Here is a 16,516-nt window from a genome sequence, read left to right on the forward strand (position 1 = left end):
CAATAAGGCAGCACATGATGGAAAAACATCTTGTTAATTCGGCGACATCCGTTCTGCTTCCTGACTGGGCAACTGAGCGGCTTACTGCACGCATCGTTCATTTAGGTTGTGGCGCATTTCACCGCGCACATCAGGCTCTTTACACACATCATCTATTAGAACAAACCGACAGTGATTGGGGATACTGTGAAGTTAACCTGATGTCGCAACAAAGTGCCTCGCTGATTGAAAATCTTAAAAAGCAATCAATGAGCTATACCGTCGCAGAGAAAAGTCGGGATATAACCACATTAAAAATCATAGGTTCGATAAAAGAGGCCATGCACCCATTAATTGATGGTACTCAGGCCATTATCGAAAAAATGGCGAACCCTGATGTTGCAATTATCTCTTTGACAATAACTGAAAAAGGATATTGTACCGATGCCACAACAGGGCGTTTAGACCCAAATAATGAGTTGATTATTAAAGATATTGCCAATCCTGCTGTGCCAAGATCAGCCATAGGATATATCACTGCGGCATTAAAACTGCGTTTTGAACGAAGCCTGCCTGCCGTGACGATTTTATCGTGCGATAACGTTCGGGAAAATGGGCATGTTGCTCGTGAGGCCGTGTTAGGTCTGGCGCGTTTGCAGGACGAAAAATTGGCACAATGGATAGAAAAGCAAGTGACATTTCCCTGCACGATGGTGGATCGCATTGTGCCGGCAGTGACATCAGAAACGTTAACCGAAATTGCCCAATTATTGGGGTGGAAAGACTCTTGTGCTATTGCCTGTGAACCTTTCCGTCAATGGGTGATTGAAGATAACTTCGTGAATGGGCGTCCAGACTGGGATCTTGTTGGTGCGAAATTTGTGGAAGACGTTACACCATTTGAGATGATGAAACTGCGCATGTTAAATGGCGCTCACTCATTTCTGGCCTATTTGGGTTATTTGGGCGGTTATGCGTATATCTCCGATACCATGAAAAATGCTGATTATTGTCGGGCAGTGTATGCACTGATGCTGAATGAACAAGCGCCAACATTGTCGATGCCAGAAGATAGCGACTTAATGGCTTACGCGGATAAATTGATCGAACGGTTCACCAACCCTGCGTTAAAACACCAGACATGGCAAATTGCGATGGATGGCAGCCAGAAATTGCCACAGCGCATGATTGATTCCATTGAATGGCATCTCGTGCAAGGAAGCGATTATCGCCATTTAACTCTCGGTGTAGCAGGTTGGATGCGTTATATCAGCGGCGTGGATGAGCAAGGTCAACCCATTGATGTGCGTGATCCATTAAAAGAGACCTTTGCGGCGATTTTTGCCAAATACGATTATTCTGTTGCTGTGGTGGAAGATATGGTGAAAGAGCTACTGGCAATTGAATCGATCTTCGGTAAAAAATTAATAAAAAATCGTAAGTTTATCGATAACGTAACCAAAGCCTACCAGAACTTATTGGATGTCGGTGCACGCCAGGCGGTTGCTGCCCTTCGACCACTTTGACCATAGAGGAAAGCATAATGAAAACCTTTATGTGTGAAGATTTCCTGTTAAATAATGACGTTGCCTGTAGCCTTTATCATGATTACGCGGCGTTGATGCCTATTTATGACTATCACTGCCATCTCAATCCAAAAGAGATCGCGCAAAACCGCAGCTTCCACAATCTTGGTCAAATCTGGCTGGAGGGCGATCATTACAAATGGCGGGCGATGCGTGCGGCAGGAATTGAAGAAGCGCTTATTACCGGGACGGAAAGCAGTGATTACGAAAAATACCTCGCATGGGCGAACACCGTTCCTCTGACGATCGGCAATCCCCTGTATCACTGGACACATCTGGAGTTGCGACGCCCATTTGGCATCAACGGAAAATTATTCGGGCCTGATACCGCAGAAATTATCTGGCATGAGGCGAACGAGAAACTCTCGCAACCTGAATTTTCTGCCTGTGGCATTATGCAGCAAATGCAGGTGCGAATGGCAGGAACAACGGATGATCCCATTGATTCTCTCGAATATCATCAACAAATCGCTGAAAATAAAGATATTACCATCAAAATATTACCAAGCTGGCGCCCGGATAAAGTCTTCAAAATTGAGTTGTTGGGTTTTTGTGACTATCTCGAACGGTTAGGAGAAGCCGCAGATGTCGCTATCTGGCGTTTTGCTGATTTATTGCAGGCATTAGAGCGTCGCCTCGAACACTTTCAGGATCACGGTTGTGTAGCATCGGATCATGGTATTGAACATTTGCGTTATGCGCCGATACCTGACGAAAAAGTGTTAGATATCATTTTGCAAAAGCGCAGGCGAGGGCAGTCACTCAGTGAATTAGAAATAGCGCAATTCACGACAGCGGTGCTGGTTTGGTTAGGTAAGCAGTACGCAAAACGCGGCTGGGTAATGCAACTGCATATTGGTGCCTTGCGCAATAACAACATACGTATGTTTAATCGGTTAGGGCCAGACAGCGGCTTTGATTCTATTGGGGATAATCATATCGCTTACCCATTATCACGCTTGCTGGATGAGATGGATAAAACAAACGAATTACCCAAAACGATCCTTTATTGCTTAAATCCTCGCGATAACGAAGTGATTGGTACGATGACTGGTAATTTCCAGGGAGGGGGGATAGCCGGCAAAATTCAGTTTGGATCGGGCTGGTGGTTTAACGATCAAAAAGACGGTATGCAGCGTCAATTAGAGCAACTCTCCCAATTAGGGTTATTAAGCCAGTTTGTCGGTATGCTGACAGATTCACGCAGTTTCTTATCCTATACCCGCCATGAATATTTTCGTCGCATTCTCTGCAATATGCTGGGGAACTGGGTCGAAAATGGCGAAATCCCACATGATGAAAAAATGCTAGGGCAGATGGTTCAAGATATCTGCTTCAATAATGCTGAACGTTATTTTCAGGCTGTGAGGGATTAAAGGATGCAGATGCGGAAAATTGCCCTGATTGGCGAATGTATGATTGAGCTAAACGGCATTCTATTTGGTGATATGACACAGAGCTATGGTGGTGATGTACTGAATAGTGCGGTTTATCTGGCTCGCGCTGGAGGCGATATGCTTGATGTCCATTTCGTCACGGTGATGGGAACAGATCCTTTGAGCGAAGGGATGATCTCACGCTGGCAGCAAGAAGGCATTAATACTTCGTTAGTGTTGCGAGATAGTGTGCATCAGCCCGGTTTATACCTGATTCAACTTGATGAAAAAGGTGAGCGCACGTTTCTTTACTGGCGCAATAACTCAGCGGCGCGTTATCTCTTGCAGCATTCTGATTACCCCGGATTGCGCCAGCAATTGCAGAACATGGATGTACTCTATCTCAGTGGGATCAGTCTGGCTATTTTGCCCGAACATGATCGTCAATTGCTGCTAATTGATTTGAAACAGTTATCTTCTGAAAGAAAAGTGATTTTCTTTGACAGTAATTATCGTCCGGCCTTATGGGGAAATGAAACACAAGCTCGTGAGTGTTATCAGCAAATGTATGCCATCACCGATATTGCGTTAGTCACTGATGATGATGAAGCGAGTCTATGGGGCGATACATCAACGGAGGAAAGTTTTAATCGCCTGAAAAGAATGGGGGTTAAACAAGCCATTATCAAAGCGGGTGAACAGGGCTGCTTTTATCGTGACTTAAGTGGTTGCAATGCCACACAACATATTAAGACTCAACCTGTTACATCTGTCGTTGATACCACTTCGGCAGGCGATGCTTTCAATGCAGGTTTTATCGCCGGGCTGTTAAATGGGAAATCCATTCATGATTCAGCATTAATGGGACACCAGCTCGCAGGGGTTGTGATCCGGCACAAAGGCGCGATTATTCCGCAGGCAGCGACACAAAGGGTTACCGCACGTTTTTTTAATTCGGACGAAATCGGAGAGAATAAAAATGCAAGAGATGATAATACGATTGCGTCAGATTAAAATCGTGCTTGTAATAGCCATTGAAGAGGCCAGAGATATCATTCCTCTTGGTCACGCACTAGCAGATAATGGCCTGCCTGTAGCTGAAATCACGTTTCGTACCGAGGGTGCCGCCGAAGCGATTAGCCTGCTGAGGGCTGAACGACCAGATATTCTGATAGGTGCAGGAACCGTGCTGCATTGTGAACATGTCCGTCAGGCAAAAATAGCGGGGGCAAAATTTGTCGTTTCACCAGGGCTTAACCCAAACACCGTACAGGCATGCCAGCAAATCGGTATCCCTATCATTCCCGGCGTGAATAACGCCAGCACGATTGAACAAGCGCTGGAGTTAGGCATTGATTTTGTCAAATTCTTTCCTGCTGAACCTTCGGGTGGGATTGCGATGATTAAAGCGCTACTTGCACCGTACCCACAGTTACAAGTCATGCCAACAGGTGGGATCAGTATTAAGAATATTCGCGATTATTTTGCTATCCCACAAATTGTCGCATGTGGTGGATCCTGGATGGTGAGCTCACAGTTGATCCGAGATAAAGAGTGGAAAAAGATTGGTGAATTGACACGGGAGGCGGTTGAGTTAGTGGGCTCCATCTGTGATTTATCTATATCCAAAAGAAGGTAAGATTATGTCCATCTACTCAGAACGCAAAGAAACCTGTTTAGTTGCGCGAACATCTTTAGAAATACAAGAGATTTTACAAAGAACAGCCGATTATTCTGGCGCAACGCTTTCTCAATTCCTTATTGAAGCGGCAATGGATAGAGCCAAAAAGGTTGTTGAGCGTGCTGAAACAGTTAATTCTCAATGGCTGGTGCAGATGCGCTATTTGCAGCATTAGAAAATTCGCCAAAAGCAAATAAGAAACTAATGAAAGCAGCGAAAAACTACAAGGATGTTGTGAATGTCCTGATAATTGAAGAAATAACTCAACAACATAATCGTAAGGGATTTGATTATGGGGTTTATTCAGGTTGTATTAATTATGAACAATTATGTCATCTAAAATACTCACTAATTGAGTATGTTGTCATATAGATAGAATTTCTAATATGCCAAAATACATCATGTAATTTTAGTTCTTTGTACTGGACTTTATTATCTAGAGTAGACAAGCAGCTTAGAGGTTTCCGTAAAGGATTATGTGGCTAACAGCTATCTAAGTTAGATAGCTGTTGGTGCAGTATTTATCATTTTTACTACCTTGCTTATGAATAATAAAATAACCATGACTTCACTTTCTTAATAAAGGATGATTAGCGTCAATATCCATATAATCAAGATTATTCATTTCGAAGTTTATAAATTTTTTGTTTTTTTCTTTTATGGTTTTTATCTTTGGTTTTCCATAAATGAAGACAAAGGCTGTTGGTTTTGATAATGAGGATATTTTCTTTATTCTTTTTGTTATTAATCTTTTTATTTCATATTTTTCTATTAGATTATCTCTTATAAAAAAAGAAATCTTGATTTTCTCGTTTTTATATGTAAATGTTTTTTTGAATTTTACCCGGTAACCTTTGTCATATTTATCTATATAAGCCCATCCATAATAAATTGCTGGATCTTCTGGTAGATTGGTGATGGCTTGTTCTCTAATTTTTATAAAAAAAGAACGATAAGAGATATCTTTACCAGATACGTTTATTTTACGATTATTCAATGTTCCATCGCGATGATATCTTAGATATCTGCTAACAATACTTCTTACAGAATAAACTTTACTGGTTTCTCCTATTTTTTTAAGGTAATAAGAAATATTTTTAATAATATTTTTATTCTTTTCAATACTTGTTAATGCTTTGTTTTTATCTGAACGTTGAGATTCGTAATAGGAAGGAGGTCTGGATAACAAAAATAAGTCAACAATTGAAAGGCCTAAATAAGTTTTCATAATAGTGATACACCCATTTTTCTCATTCCCGGTTGTTGCCCTGATGAAAATGCGTTAATAAACGCTTCAACGCATTTCAAGAGTTGCCACATATACTGACAACAATGATTCCGTGTGACGGTTTCATGCAATGATTGCCATAGGCGTTCAATCTTATTTATCCATGGCGAATAGACCGGTAAAAACAACAAATTAAATTTAGGATTTTGTTTTAGCCATGCCCTGACTTTCCGGCTTTTATGAATGCCATAGTTATCTAAAATCAACGTGATGTTTTTTGCATGGCGATATTGGCCATTCAGTTCCTTTAACATGTTGATAAATAAATCAGAATTTTTCTTTATACCGCTGACATAAGTCACTTGGCCTGTTTGGGCGTCAAGGCAGCCCGCGAGGTAGTGTTTTTGATTTTTTCCCGGCGTCATGACCCGTTTTTGTTGCCCTTTCAGACACCAGTCCGCCCCGATTTTTGGGTTAAGGTCAATATCGACTTCATCTTCGTAAAAAACAGGATGTGGTTCTGACACGTTGGATAAAGCTTCAGTGATTTTTGCCATTTTTTCGTCATACTCAGGATCAGGCTTTTTTACGGTAGGTGCTGCCCTTCGCCAGACAATACCGACCTGACAGAAATAACGATAGAACGTACTTTGCGAAAGCGACAAACAGAATAATTCATTGATTATTCGAGTAATCAGCTCAATGCTCCAACGTGAACGCAGACAGCCAAAATCCTGTGGGGAGTGCTGTAATAAGAACGACAGCAAACTAAAAAGTGGTGCTAAATTCCAGATAGCAGGTCTTCCTGACGGTAAACTTTTTAATCCTTCCAGCCCATATAATGTAAACCAATTTATCCAACGATTAACCGAAGAACGTGAACAATGAAGGGTTCTGGAGATGGCAGAAACGGTCTTGCCTTCATGTAACATTAAGAGTGCCATGAGTCGGCGTGCATAATCTTTATCCCGGGTTTTATGAATAAATTTTTTCATCTGACGTCGTTCACTTCGGGGTATGGGTGCTATGATTGGCATTACTCAGTCCATTTTGGGATTTTTTTGATTTGGCGATTAATCAGATCGCAAAAACCGGGCTGAGTTCCCTTCAAGTGATCTACTATTTTGAAAGCTTATTTAGAGTGACTTTTTTTGATTGTTGCATTTCAGTAATTATTTCTTTTATTTTAAGTGGAACTTCACGTTTAATCTCACAATCTGGATGATGCTTTCCATAAACTTTATAGTGTGGAACAACATGCATATTTTGTGATTCTTTATCTAAGTTGGCACATGTGACTTGAGCGTAACAATTTTCACCAGGGCATATAAAGGATCTTTTATTGGTCAATTTACCCGCCCAAAAATATTCGTAGGCTCTGTCCGGATCTATAAAGTCATCAATTTCAGTTGAATAAGCAATATCTAGAGACATTAATAATACCTTTAATATCAAAAAATACTATTAATGATAAGAAGAATCGTTGTTTGATATCTATTAGTTTGGTCACATAGTATAAATAAATGTGTGTTTTTATTTTTTATAGGAATAAATTTTATTTTGAAATTATTTTTAATCATATGTTTTTATGTAAAAACATTGTCAAAAATTATTTTCTACCTGAATGTATTCAGTATATAACATAGAAATTATAGCGTATTAATATAGATGGTGTAGTGTCCTGATTTTCATAATTTGTTACTTATTAGTCTAATCCTCCTTATTTTATAAATATTATCTTTACTTGAACATATAGAAGTTGTTATTTTTCAGGTTGTAAAATATAAATTATAGAAACTAATAAATCCCTTTAGAAATACAAATTCAATTTAACGAATACTTTAATACATAGGAAATTAAACATATATATGGGCTTATGTTACTGGTTTAGATTGTATAGCGAGTATGCCGTTACAGATATAATAAATAACTTATTCCATAGCCTTCGCATCAGATATGATGATTCGGGTTATAGATTTTCGTTATGAAAATAATAAGACCAAACCATTATATTATTCAATATCTTTCCCGAAATCCTTCTGCGATTTTTTCCAGATCATTCATTAAGTTGATATCTCTATCCGTCTCTGCTACATGATTTGGGTTGTTGTGATCCCAATGTTTGATAATCGCGATTAATAGATAAGTATTGCTGTCGAAAAAACCAGGGCAATAAACTAAAAAATAACCGCTGGTTCGTCTAAATTGGATCAGTCTGAGAGGAAATCCTTTTTCTTTGAAATGCAAATGTTGCAATTCAAGATACGAACGGTTATGTGTGAATTGATAGGGAACGTCTCGGCCAAAGGTGATGGGTAAGCCTTTCCCTTCCTTATAAGCACGAAAATCGTTAACCAAAGCTTTCGTTTTTTGTTCGCCTAAAGCCTCTTTCAAACCACGGTGCGTGAATATTCTTACCACCGTTTAGTTTCCTTTTATTATTAGATAATTGCCTAATCTTATTGGGTATTTTCTCAAGACCATTCTTCGTAATCTTCGGGCGTACTTCCTTTTTTGATTCTTTCAGCCATCTTAGAGGTGATTTTATTCATATTTAGGCCTTCTCCAGTAAAGTTGGCAGGAATACTTTTCAGTTCAGTATTTCCTCGTTGCGCATATTCGCAAAATGCACTCATTTCCTCAAAAAGTGCGGCAGGAACTGCGTAGAATTGGATTTGGTTGTTGGATGAAACGGCAATAGCATCTCCTTTGGCTTCTGCTAATGCGGCACTGGGGTTAGATTTAAACTTACTGATAGCTGTAGTGTAGCCACACAGGACTTTCTGTAACATAGAAAACCTCGCCAGAAGAAAATATATAGAATAGTAGATATGGCTCTAAGTATAGACCTATATTTGATTGAAAACTAGCGTGTAGTATGATTCTGTTAAGTCATTCTAAATGAGTGATTTTTAAATTATTCAGAAAATTAACAATAAATTAAGTAAGTTTCTGGAGTTGCAGATACCTGCAACTCCCCCACATCAAAACCCTCAACCAACTCCTCCAACATCTTTTCTCTTCACCACCCCATAAACCCCGGCCGTCAACACTGTACCAGCCAAAATCGTCCCTAAATACGGCAACACAGGTGTAATTGCTCCCGGAATTAACAACACAAATAACCCGCCATGTGGCGCCATCAGTTGTGTTCCGAAGTACATTGAGAGCGCTCCGGTTACTGCGCCGCCTAAAATGCAACTCGGCAATACCCTTACCGGATCTTTCGCCGCAAAGGGAATTGCTGCTTCGGTAATAAAACACAGCCCCAATACCAATGCTGTTTTTCCGCCTTCACGTTCACTTGGGTCAAATTTATTTCTGGCAATTAGCGTTGCCAGCCACATGCTAATGGTGGCACCATTCCCGCCGCCATAATTGCTGCCATTGGGCCATAGCTTTCATATCTGGGCTGTATTAATACTAATACTGGCTAATATTAGAAGAGTAAGAGTATAATTCGCCCTTAATTAGTAATGATTTTTCAAAGTTACTAATTATTCATTTTTTGATTTTTAACTATACAGACCGATATTGCTAATTATCTGTATTATCTGGAAAGTATCTCTAAGGCGTTAAAGAGTAAAGTAAGGCTTTTGATTATTTTTCCTAAAAGGTGATAGCGGTCTTAATTATTTGAATTTTAGTAAAAATAATTAATTGTAAAATTTATTATTAAAATAATGAAAAATAATTCTAATAAATGCATGTATTATGTTATCAGGAACGCGTTTTGTTTTTGTATGACGATCATTGACATGAAAAAGGTTTCAGAATGTTGTGACGAAAGGAGGATATCGGCACCGGTTGGTGGCTTTATTGCGTTGGGTGGTGAAATGATTAAGGTGAAGTAAGGTTTTGACGGTCTTAGTAACTTATTGAGAGAAAAAGGTTTTTTAGTTTAAAAAATAATCAATAAGAAATTATTTCCAACTGGATAATTTGGGTTCAGAATGGCATGAAATGTCATCATTCATGAAATGTTAATAAAAAATGGCTTATTGCCATTATTTCAGCTTTCAATTTCGGCGTACTGCGTTTATTATGCGCGCTTCGTAATTTCAACCGGCGCCACTGGCTTTGAGCTTCAGCAGAGAAATGATGCCTCCTGCTGGCTGACACAGTCTTTTCCCGTGGCGGTTCTATCTGCATTATTCCAAGGGATAGATGATAGCATAAATGACTGAGAATACCTCTCTGATACCGCTCGTTGAACTAAAAGCCTTGAGTAAGGGCTTCGACAGCAAACAAGTTATTTCACAGCTCGATCTGACAATCAATGATGGCGAGTTCTTGACCATTCTTGGGCCATCCGGTTGTGGCAAAACCACAGTACTTCGTCTGATCGCCGGGCTGGAAGATGCCGATAGCGGCAAAATTTTACTGGAAGGGCAGGATATTACCGATATTCCGGCTGAGCACCGTCACGTTAATACGGTTTTCCAGAGTTATGCCCTGTTCCCCCACATGACCGTATTTGAAAATGTTGCCTTTGGGCTACGTATGCAAAAAACACCGGAAAAAGAGATTGTTCCGCGGGTTGAAGAAGCATTACGTATGGTGCAGCTTGAAGAGTTTGCCCAGCGTAAACCCGCACAGCTTTCCGGCGGGCAGCAGCAACGTGTGGCGATTGCCCGTGCGGTTGTGAACAAACCGAAGGTTCTTCTGTTAGATGAATCGCTGTCGGCGCTCGATTATAAGCTGCGTAAGCAGATGCAGAACGAGTTGAAAGCGCTCCAGCGTAAACTTGGTATTACCTTTATTTTCGTGACGCATGATCAGGAAGAAGCGCTGGTGATGTCTGACCGTATTGTGGTTATGCGTGATGGACATATTGAACAGGATGGCACACCCAGAGAGATCTACGAAGAGCCGAAAAATCTGTTTGTTGCCCGCTTTATCGGTGAAATCAATATCTTTGATGCCAAAGTATTACATCGTGTTGATGAGCAACGCATACGTGCTGATGTGGAAGGTCATGAATGTGATATTTTCACGTCTCTGCCAGTAACCGCCGGACAGACGTTGAAGGTACTGCTACGCCCGGAAGATTTGCGTGTAGAGGAGATCAACGATGGTGAGCAGGTGTCAGGTCTGATTGGTTATGTACGTGAACGTAACTACAAAGGCATGACGCTGGATTCTGTGGTCGAAATGGAAAACGGCAAAATGGTCATGGTGAGTGAGTTCTTCAATGAAGATGATCCCGATGTTGACCATTCCCTGAACCAGAAGATTGCTGTCACTTGGGTAGAAAGCTGGGAGGTTGTGCTGGTCGATGAAGAAGACGCGTAAACTATTCCAGAATATTGTCATTACAGGCATGGTTTTTTGGCTGATGCTGTTTGTTTTTCTGCCGAACTTGATGATTATCGGAACCAGCTTTCTGACTCGTGATGATGCTAATCTGGTACAGATGGTCTTTTCGCTGGATAACTATACCCGCTTGTTCGATCCGCTATATGCCGAGGTGCTGGTGCACTCGCTGAATATGGCTATAGTCGCAACGTTATGTTGTCTGGTGATTGGTTATCCATTTGCCTTTTTTATGGCGCGGATGCCGAAAAAGCTGCGCCCACTGCTGTTGTTCCTGCTTATCCTGCCATTCTGGACGAATTCTTTAATCCGTATTTATGGTTTGAAGATGTTTCTCAGTACTCGCGGTTATATGAATGATTTTTTGCTGTGGACTGGGATTATTGATAAACCACTGCGCCTTATGTATACCCCTGAAGCTGTGGTGTTGGGTCTGGTTTATATTCTGCTGCCATTTATGGTGATGCCTCTCTATTCCAGTATTGAGAAGCTGGATAAATCTTGTCTGGAAGCGGCACGTGATCTGGGAGCAGGGAAATTGCAGACTTTTGTCCGCATCATCATACCGCTGACTATGCCGGGTATTATTGCTGGCTGCCTGTTGGTGCTGCTGCCTGCGATGGGGCTGTTCTATGTGGCTGATTTGATGGGTGGAGCGAAAAACCTGCTGATTGGTAATGTGATTAAAAGTCAGTTCCTCAACATTCGCGACTGGCCGTTTGGTGCGGCAACCAGTATCTGTCTGACGCTGGTTATGGGGCTGATGTTATGGATTTACTATCGTGCGGCTAAGCTGCTGAACAAGAAGGTGGAACTGGAATGATCGGACGCCTGTTGCGCGGTGGTTTTATGACCATCGTTTACGCTTACCTGTATATCCCGATTATTATTCTGCTGGTAAGTTCGTTTAACCAGTCACGCTTTGGCATTAGTTGGCAGGGGTTCACGACAGAATGGTACAGCCTGTTATTCAGTAATGACAGTTTGCTGCAAGCCGCAGGGCATTCCCTGACAATGGCGGTTGTTTCCGCCACATTTGCTACGATGATTGGTTCATTGACTGCGGTTGCCCTGTATCGTTATTCATTCCGTGGCAAAAAGTTTGTTAGCGGTATGCTGTTTGTGGTGATGATGTCGCCGGATATTGTGATGGCGATTTCATTGCTGGTGCTGTTTATGCTGCTGGGCGTTTCACTGGGATTCTGGTCACTACTGTTTTCTCACATCACCTTTTGTTTACCGTTTGTGGTGGTGACTGTCTATTCCCGTCTGAAAGATTTTGATGTCAAAATGCTGGAAGCAGCCCGCGATTTAGGCGCGAGTGAACTGACTATCCTGCGTAAGATTATCCTGCCGTTGGCAATGCCAGCAGTTATGGCGGGATGGTTGCTGAGTTTTACCCTGTCGATGGATGATGTAGTTGTTTCTTCATTTGTGACGGGGCCGGGTTATGAAATCCTGCCACTTAAGATCTATTCAATGGTAAAAGTGGGAGTTTCACCGGAAGTAAACGCATTAGCTGCTATTTTATTGGCTATGTCACTGGTATTAGTGCTGATTAGCCAATTTGTGATGCGTGATCGTACAGGTAAGTCTTAGTACCAATTTAAGCGCGGTCAGATTGGGCCGCGCTTTATGTATTTTATGTGCATTTCACCGTATCGTACAATCTAATTGTAATAATTGTACAACTCATAATCCTACAATATAAATATAACAAGTGGCTTTACCCTGCAAAATGCGGCTCTTATAATAGCCGTTTTTTTGGGGTAGGTTCATATCGAACCTGCTATATACGGTAATAACGCGATAATTACGCACCAACTGCGGGGAAACACTACATGAAAAACAGCATGAAAAAGTGGTTCTATCTGTTAGCCGCTGGGATGATGGCATTAAGCATTGGTTCGGTGAATGCTGCTGTCGCTGATGATGGCAAGACACTCTATTTTTACAACTGGACTGAATATGTTCCGCCTGGTTTGCTCAACCAGTTCACTAAAGAAACTGGGATTAGGGTGATTTATTCCACCTATGAATCCAATGAGAGCATGTATACCAAGCTGAAAACCTATAAAGATGGGGCTTATGATTTAGTTGTGCCATCCACTTACTTTATCTCCAAAATGAGTAAAGAAGGGATGTTGCAAAAAATCGATACAAGCAAACTCAGCAATTTCCATAATCTTGATCCTAATCTGCTGCATAAGTCTTTTGACCCGAAAAACGAATATTCCATCCCTTATATTTGGGGAGCGACTACTATTGGTGTCAACAGCGACAGTATCGATCCCAAGACCATTACTTCCTGGGCTGATTTCTGGAAGCCTGAATACAAAAATAGTTTGGTATTGACAGATGATGCCCGTGAAGTTTTCCAGATCGCGCTGTTGAAACTGGGCTACTCCGGTAATACAACCAATCCGAAAGAGATTGCAGCGGCGTATAATGAACTGCAAAAGCTAATGCCAAATGTACTGGCATTCAATTCTGATAACCCTGCTAATCCATTTGTGGAAGGTGAAGTTGATGTCGGCATGATGTGGCCGGGTTCTGCATATGTTGCACGTCAGTCAGGAACACCTATTGAGATTATCTGGCCGAAAGAAGGCGGTATTTTCTGGATGGATAGCCTGGCTATTCCGGCAAATGCTAAGAATGTCGATGGAGCAATAAAGCTGATTGACTTCCTGCTGCGCCCGGAGATTGCAGCGCAGGTTGCTGAAAAAACTGGCTATGCGACACCAAACCTGGCTGCGAAAAAACTGCTGCCAGCCGCTGTGTCAGGGGATAAATCACTGTATCCTGATGAGGCAATGATCCAGAAAGGGGAATGGCAAAGCGACGTTGGCAATGCTAATGTCCTGTATGAAAACTATTTCCAAAAACTAAAAGCGGGTCAGTGATCCGGGATTTAATCAGAATGAAAGGGAGCATCTGGCTCCCTTTTTAATTTAGATTAGCTATTTTTTCAATTCAAAGCCCTGCGCGCGTACCAATTGGTTCATCGATTTCAAATCAGCCATCAGATCATCGACATTGTTGCTTAACAGATTTTGGTGCATTTCACTGAATGCGACACTCATCTCCTGCAAACTCTGCAAGGTTAATAATTTAGCTTCTTGAAACTGCTGGCTGTTAGCCTGATGTTGTTTAAGTGTTGTGAAAGATTCCACCGCATTCTTTATCATAGGTAAATAGCGGTTAAGAAATGTTGTTCCCTGTGGGATATCCCGTTCATCTTCTTTCATACAGGCAATGATGGCACGGGTTTTTTCCTCAATTTTCCCAAGATAAGGCTGCATATCAAGCGAAACATTAGGCTGGTGGGCCATGATTAAAGCCAATTGATGATAATATTCTTTAAAAGCATCTGGTGTATTTTCTTCTTCCTGCTCGTTGTTTTTAACAATTGTTTTTCTTGTGGCCTCTTCTGCTGCTTTTTTTATCTCATCCTCAACTTTTTTTATTTCTTCATTGAGTTTTTTTCGCTCAAAATTACAGGCTGCAAAAAGTAGAACAGCATATGTGATACAGAACCAGGTTGGAAATAGTTGAAAATATTTTATCAATGCTGAGACGAGAGTAAGACATCCTATTATCAATAGAACAAACCGCCCACCTTTTACTGATTGCTTACCAATGGATTTGATAAGCAACATAGCAAGACCTGTCAGTAGAATGAACACAGGCAGTAAATTGGCAAACGCACACAATATCAACAGTAATACGATAATGAAAGATTGCCGAACGTTGGAACTATGCTCATTACGAGGAGGCCAAAGAGCAACCATGCCAATATAATTAGAGAAAACAATGAGTCCTTCAATAGATGAGTTATAAATCCCTTCCCAAAGTTTCGAATTCGTTGTTATACCAATGACTATAGAGCTAGTAAACAGCCCTATGACATGAATTAACAAGCGCTTAATAAATGCTTTTATGGTATCCACAATAAAGCCATTCCTTAAAAGCCTTCCCATAAGAGGAAAGCTCCTATTTAAAAAATTAACACGTTTTTCTGAACAAGCCGATTATTGATATTTCGTCACTGCGGCGTTTAAACGCTGGCGCAGGTTTTCTTCCATATTGGCAAGTTCGACTTCCACCTGAGCACGCTTGCTTTTCGCATCAGAAGCAATGCGCATGGTTTCTTCAATTGTATTGACCAGACGGTCTTGTACTTCACGTAATGTTTCAGCATCAATAATGGAGCGCTCAACTTCTGTTGCCACTGCAATGCTGTTTTGTTGCAGAATTTCAGCATTTCTGCGCAGGAGTTCATTCGTGGTATCGCTAACTTCTTTTTGCAGTTTGGCTGCTTTACCTTGCGTTTCCAAAGATAATTGCAATACTAACTGGCTTTTCCAGATCGGCAGGGTAGTTAAGATACTGCTCTGGATTTTTTCGGCCAGTTGCTGGTTGTTACTCTGTACGATACGGATTTGCGGTGCAGTCTGAATCGCTACGGCTTTTGATAGTTCCAGGTCATGAATACGGCGTTCAAACCGGGTGATGTTTTCCATCAGATCTTTCACACTCTGCGCATCCATCATGTCTTTGGACATCTCTGCTTTCATGCGCAGTTCAGGCAGAAGTTCGTTTCTTACCTGTTCCAGCTTCTGTTTACCGGCTTCAACATAGAGTGTAATGTCTTTATAAAAACCCAAATTGCGGGTATAGAGCTGTTCCAGTACATTAATATCCCGAACCAGCGTAGTCATTGCATTATCAAGATGGACGGTAATTGCATCCACCTGTTGAGTTAAGGTTCTGCTATCAATAACTGCGCGTTCTGCTTTTTTGAACAGGCCACCAATCAGAGGAAGATTTCTGAAAAAACTACTCGTTTTTTCTTCTTCGGTCAGTGGGCCATTCTCACGCACAAACATGACCAAATCAGATAATTTTTTACCAACCGCTCCGGTGTCTTTTGAACGGACATTCTCCAATAAAGAATCAGCAAAGCGGGCAATTTCGCCCATAGGTTTAGCACCATAGCTAATCACCGCAGTTGGTTGGAAAATATCAATTTTTTCTATCAGTTCGTTGACTTTTTCCTGATCAATCCGATCCGTTAATTGTGTAGAGCTGGTTTGGCGTTCGAACGATGGTACAGGCATAGATTCCGTATTCATGAGATAGTCCAATTGTGAAATTAATGTATATCCAGTGTCTTTCAAGTGGTAGCTTTGTGGGTGGGTTGAGTTCCTTTACCATCGCGCTGTATCTTGAAATCCATAGGGCATAACTAGGTATAATATAAAGAATATTATACGATTTTCTCTGTTTATTTAAAGCCAATTCACTTAAGAATACGGTATTTCCATTTATTGGATAAACGTAATAA

17 protein-coding genes and 1 pseudogene are annotated in these 16,516 nt (G+C 41.1%); 10 read left to right on the forward strand and 8 right to left on the reverse strand.

The genetic code is table 11. The features are described 5' to 3' along the window. Positions 1–17: 17 nt before the first annotated feature. Genes BDD26_RS07875 through BDD26_RS20055 form a run of 6 tightly spaced genes read left to right on the forward strand, consistent with a single transcriptional unit; the run spans position 18 to position 4,994 of the window. Positions 18–1,505: a fructuronate reductase gene (locus BDD26_RS07875; protein WP_115826137.1), complete on the forward strand. Its 1,488-nt coding sequence runs from the start codon at positions 18–20 to the stop codon at positions 1,503–1,505. A 17-nt stretch (positions 1,506–1,522) separates the two neighbouring features. Then, positions 1,523–2,941, forward strand: coding sequence for a glucuronate isomerase (uxaC, locus tag BDD26_RS07880; protein ID WP_115826139.1), 1,419 nt, complete (start codon positions 1,523–1,525; stop codon positions 2,939–2,941). A 9-nt stretch (positions 2,942–2,950) separates the two neighbouring features. Further along, the gene (locus BDD26_RS07885) at positions 2,951–3,955 is read left to right on the forward strand and encodes a sugar kinase (RefSeq protein ID WP_170140385.1); all 1,005 of its coding nucleotides are present in this window, start codon (positions 2,951–2,953) and stop codon (positions 3,953–3,955) included. Beyond that, positions 3,921–4,580 carry a bifunctional 4-hydroxy-2-oxoglutarate aldolase/2-dehydro-3-deoxy-phosphogluconate aldolase gene (locus BDD26_RS07890; RefSeq protein WP_115826143.1) on the forward strand — a complete coding sequence of 220 codons (660 nt, stop codon included), beginning with the start codon at positions 3,921–3,923 and terminating at the stop codon, positions 4,578–4,580. Before BDD26_RS07885 ends, BDD26_RS07890 begins: the two co-directional genes overlap by 35 nt. 4 nt (positions 4,581–4,584) lie before the next feature. Beyond that, entirely contained in the window at positions 4,585–4,797 is a 213-nt protein-coding gene (locus BDD26_RS20050) for a type II toxin-antitoxin system TacA family antitoxin (RefSeq protein WP_244922685.1), read from the forward strand. Continuing rightward, complete coding sequence (locus BDD26_RS20055) at positions 4,764–4,994, forward strand: DUF1778 domain-containing protein (RefSeq protein WP_244922686.1); 231 nt, start codon at positions 4,764–4,766, stop codon at positions 4,992–4,994. Before BDD26_RS20050 ends, BDD26_RS20055 begins: the two co-directional genes overlap by 34 nt. Positions 4,995–5,190: 196 nt before the next feature. Here BDD26_RS20055 and BDD26_RS07900 read toward each other — a convergent pair whose 3' ends face one another. The 6 genes and pseudogenes from BDD26_RS07900 to BDD26_RS07930 form a co-directional block, all read right to left on the reverse strand. After that, complete coding sequence (locus BDD26_RS07900) at positions 5,191–5,850, reverse strand: hypothetical protein (protein WP_211305455.1); 660 nt, start codon at positions 5,848–5,850, stop codon at positions 5,191–5,193. Further along, positions 5,847–6,887 carry an IS630 family transposase gene (locus tag BDD26_RS07905; RefSeq protein WP_115825370.1) on the reverse strand — a complete coding sequence of 347 codons (1,041 nt, stop codon included), beginning with the start codon at positions 6,885–6,887 and terminating at the stop codon, positions 5,847–5,849. Before BDD26_RS07905 ends, BDD26_RS07900 begins: the two co-directional genes overlap by 4 nt. An 82-nt stretch (positions 6,888–6,969) precedes the next feature. Beyond that, on the reverse strand, positions 6,970–7,284 hold the full coding sequence (locus tag BDD26_RS07915; RefSeq protein ID WP_244922687.1) for a hypothetical protein: 315 nt from the start codon (positions 7,282–7,284) through the stop codon (positions 6,970–6,972). A 582-nt stretch (positions 7,285–7,866) separates the two neighbouring features. Further along, a complete protein-coding gene (locus tag BDD26_RS07920; RefSeq protein WP_115826148.1) occupies positions 7,867–8,271 on the reverse strand; it encodes a type II toxin-antitoxin system YafO family toxin in 405 nt (134 codons plus the stop codon). Between the two features lie 53 nt (positions 8,272–8,324). Beyond that, positions 8,325–8,642, reverse strand: a complete 318-nt coding sequence (locus BDD26_RS07925; RefSeq protein WP_038265628.1) for an antitoxin — start codon at positions 8,640–8,642, stop codon at positions 8,325–8,327. Positions 8,643–8,843: 201 nt separating this feature from the next. After that, positions 8,844–9,253 (reverse strand): annotated as a pseudogene (locus BDD26_RS07930) (fructose-specific PTS transporter subunit EIIC); the annotation flags it as partial. 776 nt (positions 9,254–10,029) lie between these two features. Here BDD26_RS07930 and potA point away from each other — a divergent pair. The 4 genes from potA to potD all read left to right on the forward strand — a co-directional run bounded on the left by potA (position 10,030) and on the right by potD (position 14,072). Continuing rightward, on the forward strand, positions 10,030–11,145 hold the full coding sequence (gene potA / locus BDD26_RS07935) for a spermidine/putrescine ABC transporter ATP-binding protein PotA (protein WP_115826150.1): 1,116 nt from the start codon (positions 10,030–10,032) through the stop codon (positions 11,143–11,145). Then, on the forward strand, positions 11,129–11,989 hold the full coding sequence (gene potB / locus BDD26_RS07940; RefSeq protein WP_038259794.1) for a spermidine/putrescine ABC transporter permease PotB: 861 nt from the start codon (positions 11,129–11,131) through the stop codon (positions 11,987–11,989). The genes potA and potB overlap by 17 nt, the downstream gene beginning before the upstream one ends. After that, a complete protein-coding gene (gene potC, locus BDD26_RS07945) occupies positions 11,986–12,765 on the forward strand; it encodes a spermidine/putrescine ABC transporter permease PotC (RefSeq protein WP_038259796.1) in 780 nt (259 codons plus the stop codon). Before potB ends, potC begins: the two co-directional genes overlap by 4 nt. 254 nt (positions 12,766–13,019) lie before the next feature. Beyond that, positions 13,020–14,072, forward strand: a complete 1,053-nt coding sequence (gene potD / locus BDD26_RS07955; protein WP_038259865.1) for a spermidine/putrescine ABC transporter substrate-binding protein PotD — start codon at positions 13,020–13,022, stop codon at positions 14,070–14,072. Between the two features lie 57 nt (positions 14,073–14,129). Here potD and BDD26_RS07960 read toward each other — a convergent pair whose 3' ends face one another. Next, positions 14,130–15,149 (reverse strand): 5-bromo-4-chloroindolyl phosphate hydrolysis family protein, encoded by a 1,020-nt coding sequence (locus BDD26_RS07960; protein ID WP_115826151.1) that lies wholly within the window; start codon positions 15,147–15,149, stop codon positions 14,130–14,132. A gap of 51 nt (positions 15,150–15,200) precedes the next feature. Beyond that, positions 15,201–16,304: a toxic anion resistance protein gene (locus BDD26_RS07965; RefSeq protein ID WP_115826153.1), complete on the reverse strand. Its 1,104-nt coding sequence runs from the start codon at positions 16,302–16,304 to the stop codon at positions 15,201–15,203. Positions 16,305–16,516: the final 212 nt, after the last annotated feature.

It is taken from the genome of Xenorhabdus cabanillasii, from assembly GCF_003386665.1.
Lineage (GTDB): Bacteria > Pseudomonadota > Gammaproteobacteria > Enterobacterales > Enterobacteriaceae > Xenorhabdus > Xenorhabdus cabanillasii.

Bases quoted from the DNA above. Each gene is read 5' to 3' on its own strand.
- BDD26_RS07875 (WP_115826137.1), top strand. From the start codon at position 18: ATGGAAAAACATCTTGTTAATTCGGCGACATCCGTTCTGCTTCCTGAC.
- uxaC (WP_115826139.1), top strand. From the start codon at position 1,523: ATGAAAACCTTTATGTGTGAAGATTTCCTGTTAAATAATGACGTTGCC.
- BDD26_RS07885 (WP_170140385.1), top strand. From the start codon at position 2,951: ATGCGGAAAATTGCCCTGATTGGCGAATGTATGATTGAGCTAAACGGC.
- BDD26_RS07890 (WP_115826143.1), top strand. From the start codon at position 3,921: ATGCAAGAGATGATAATACGATTGCGTCAGATTAAAATCGTGCTTGTA.
- BDD26_RS20050 (WP_244922685.1), top strand. From the start codon at position 4,585: ATGTCCATCTACTCAGAACGCAAAGAAACCTGTTTAGTTGCGCGAACA.
- BDD26_RS20055 (WP_244922686.1), top strand. From the start codon at position 4,764: ATGGCTGGTGCAGATGCGCTATTTGCAGCATTAGAAAATTCGCCAAAA.
- BDD26_RS07900 (WP_211305455.1), bottom strand. From the start codon at position 5,850: ATGAAAACTTATTTAGGCCTTTCAATTGTTGACTTATTTTTGTTATCC.
- BDD26_RS07905 (WP_115825370.1), bottom strand. From the start codon at position 6,887: ATGCCAATCATAGCACCCATACCCCGAAGTGAACGACGTCAGATGAAA.
- BDD26_RS07915 (WP_244922687.1), bottom strand. From the start codon at position 7,284: ATGTCTCTAGATATTGCTTATTCAACTGAAATTGATGACTTTATAGAT.
- BDD26_RS07925 (WP_038265628.1), bottom strand. From the start codon at position 8,642: ATGTTACAGAAAGTCCTGTGTGGCTACACTACAGCTATCAGTAAGTTT.
- potA (WP_115826150.1), top strand. From the start codon at position 10,030: ATGACTGAGAATACCTCTCTGATACCGCTCGTTGAACTAAAAGCCTTG.
- potB (WP_038259794.1), top strand. From the start codon at position 11,129: ATGAAGAAGACGCGTAAACTATTCCAGAATATTGTCATTACAGGCATG.
- potC (WP_038259796.1), top strand. From the start codon at position 11,986: ATGATCGGACGCCTGTTGCGCGGTGGTTTTATGACCATCGTTTACGCT.
- potD (WP_038259865.1), top strand. From the start codon at position 13,020: ATGAAAAAGTGGTTCTATCTGTTAGCCGCTGGGATGATGGCATTAAGC.
- BDD26_RS07960 (WP_115826151.1), bottom strand. From the start codon at position 15,149: ATGGGAAGGCTTTTAAGGAATGGCTTTATTGTGGATACCATAAAAGCA.
- BDD26_RS07965 (WP_115826153.1), bottom strand. From the start codon at position 16,304: ATGAATACGGAATCTATGCCTGTACCATCGTTCGAACGCCAAACCAGC.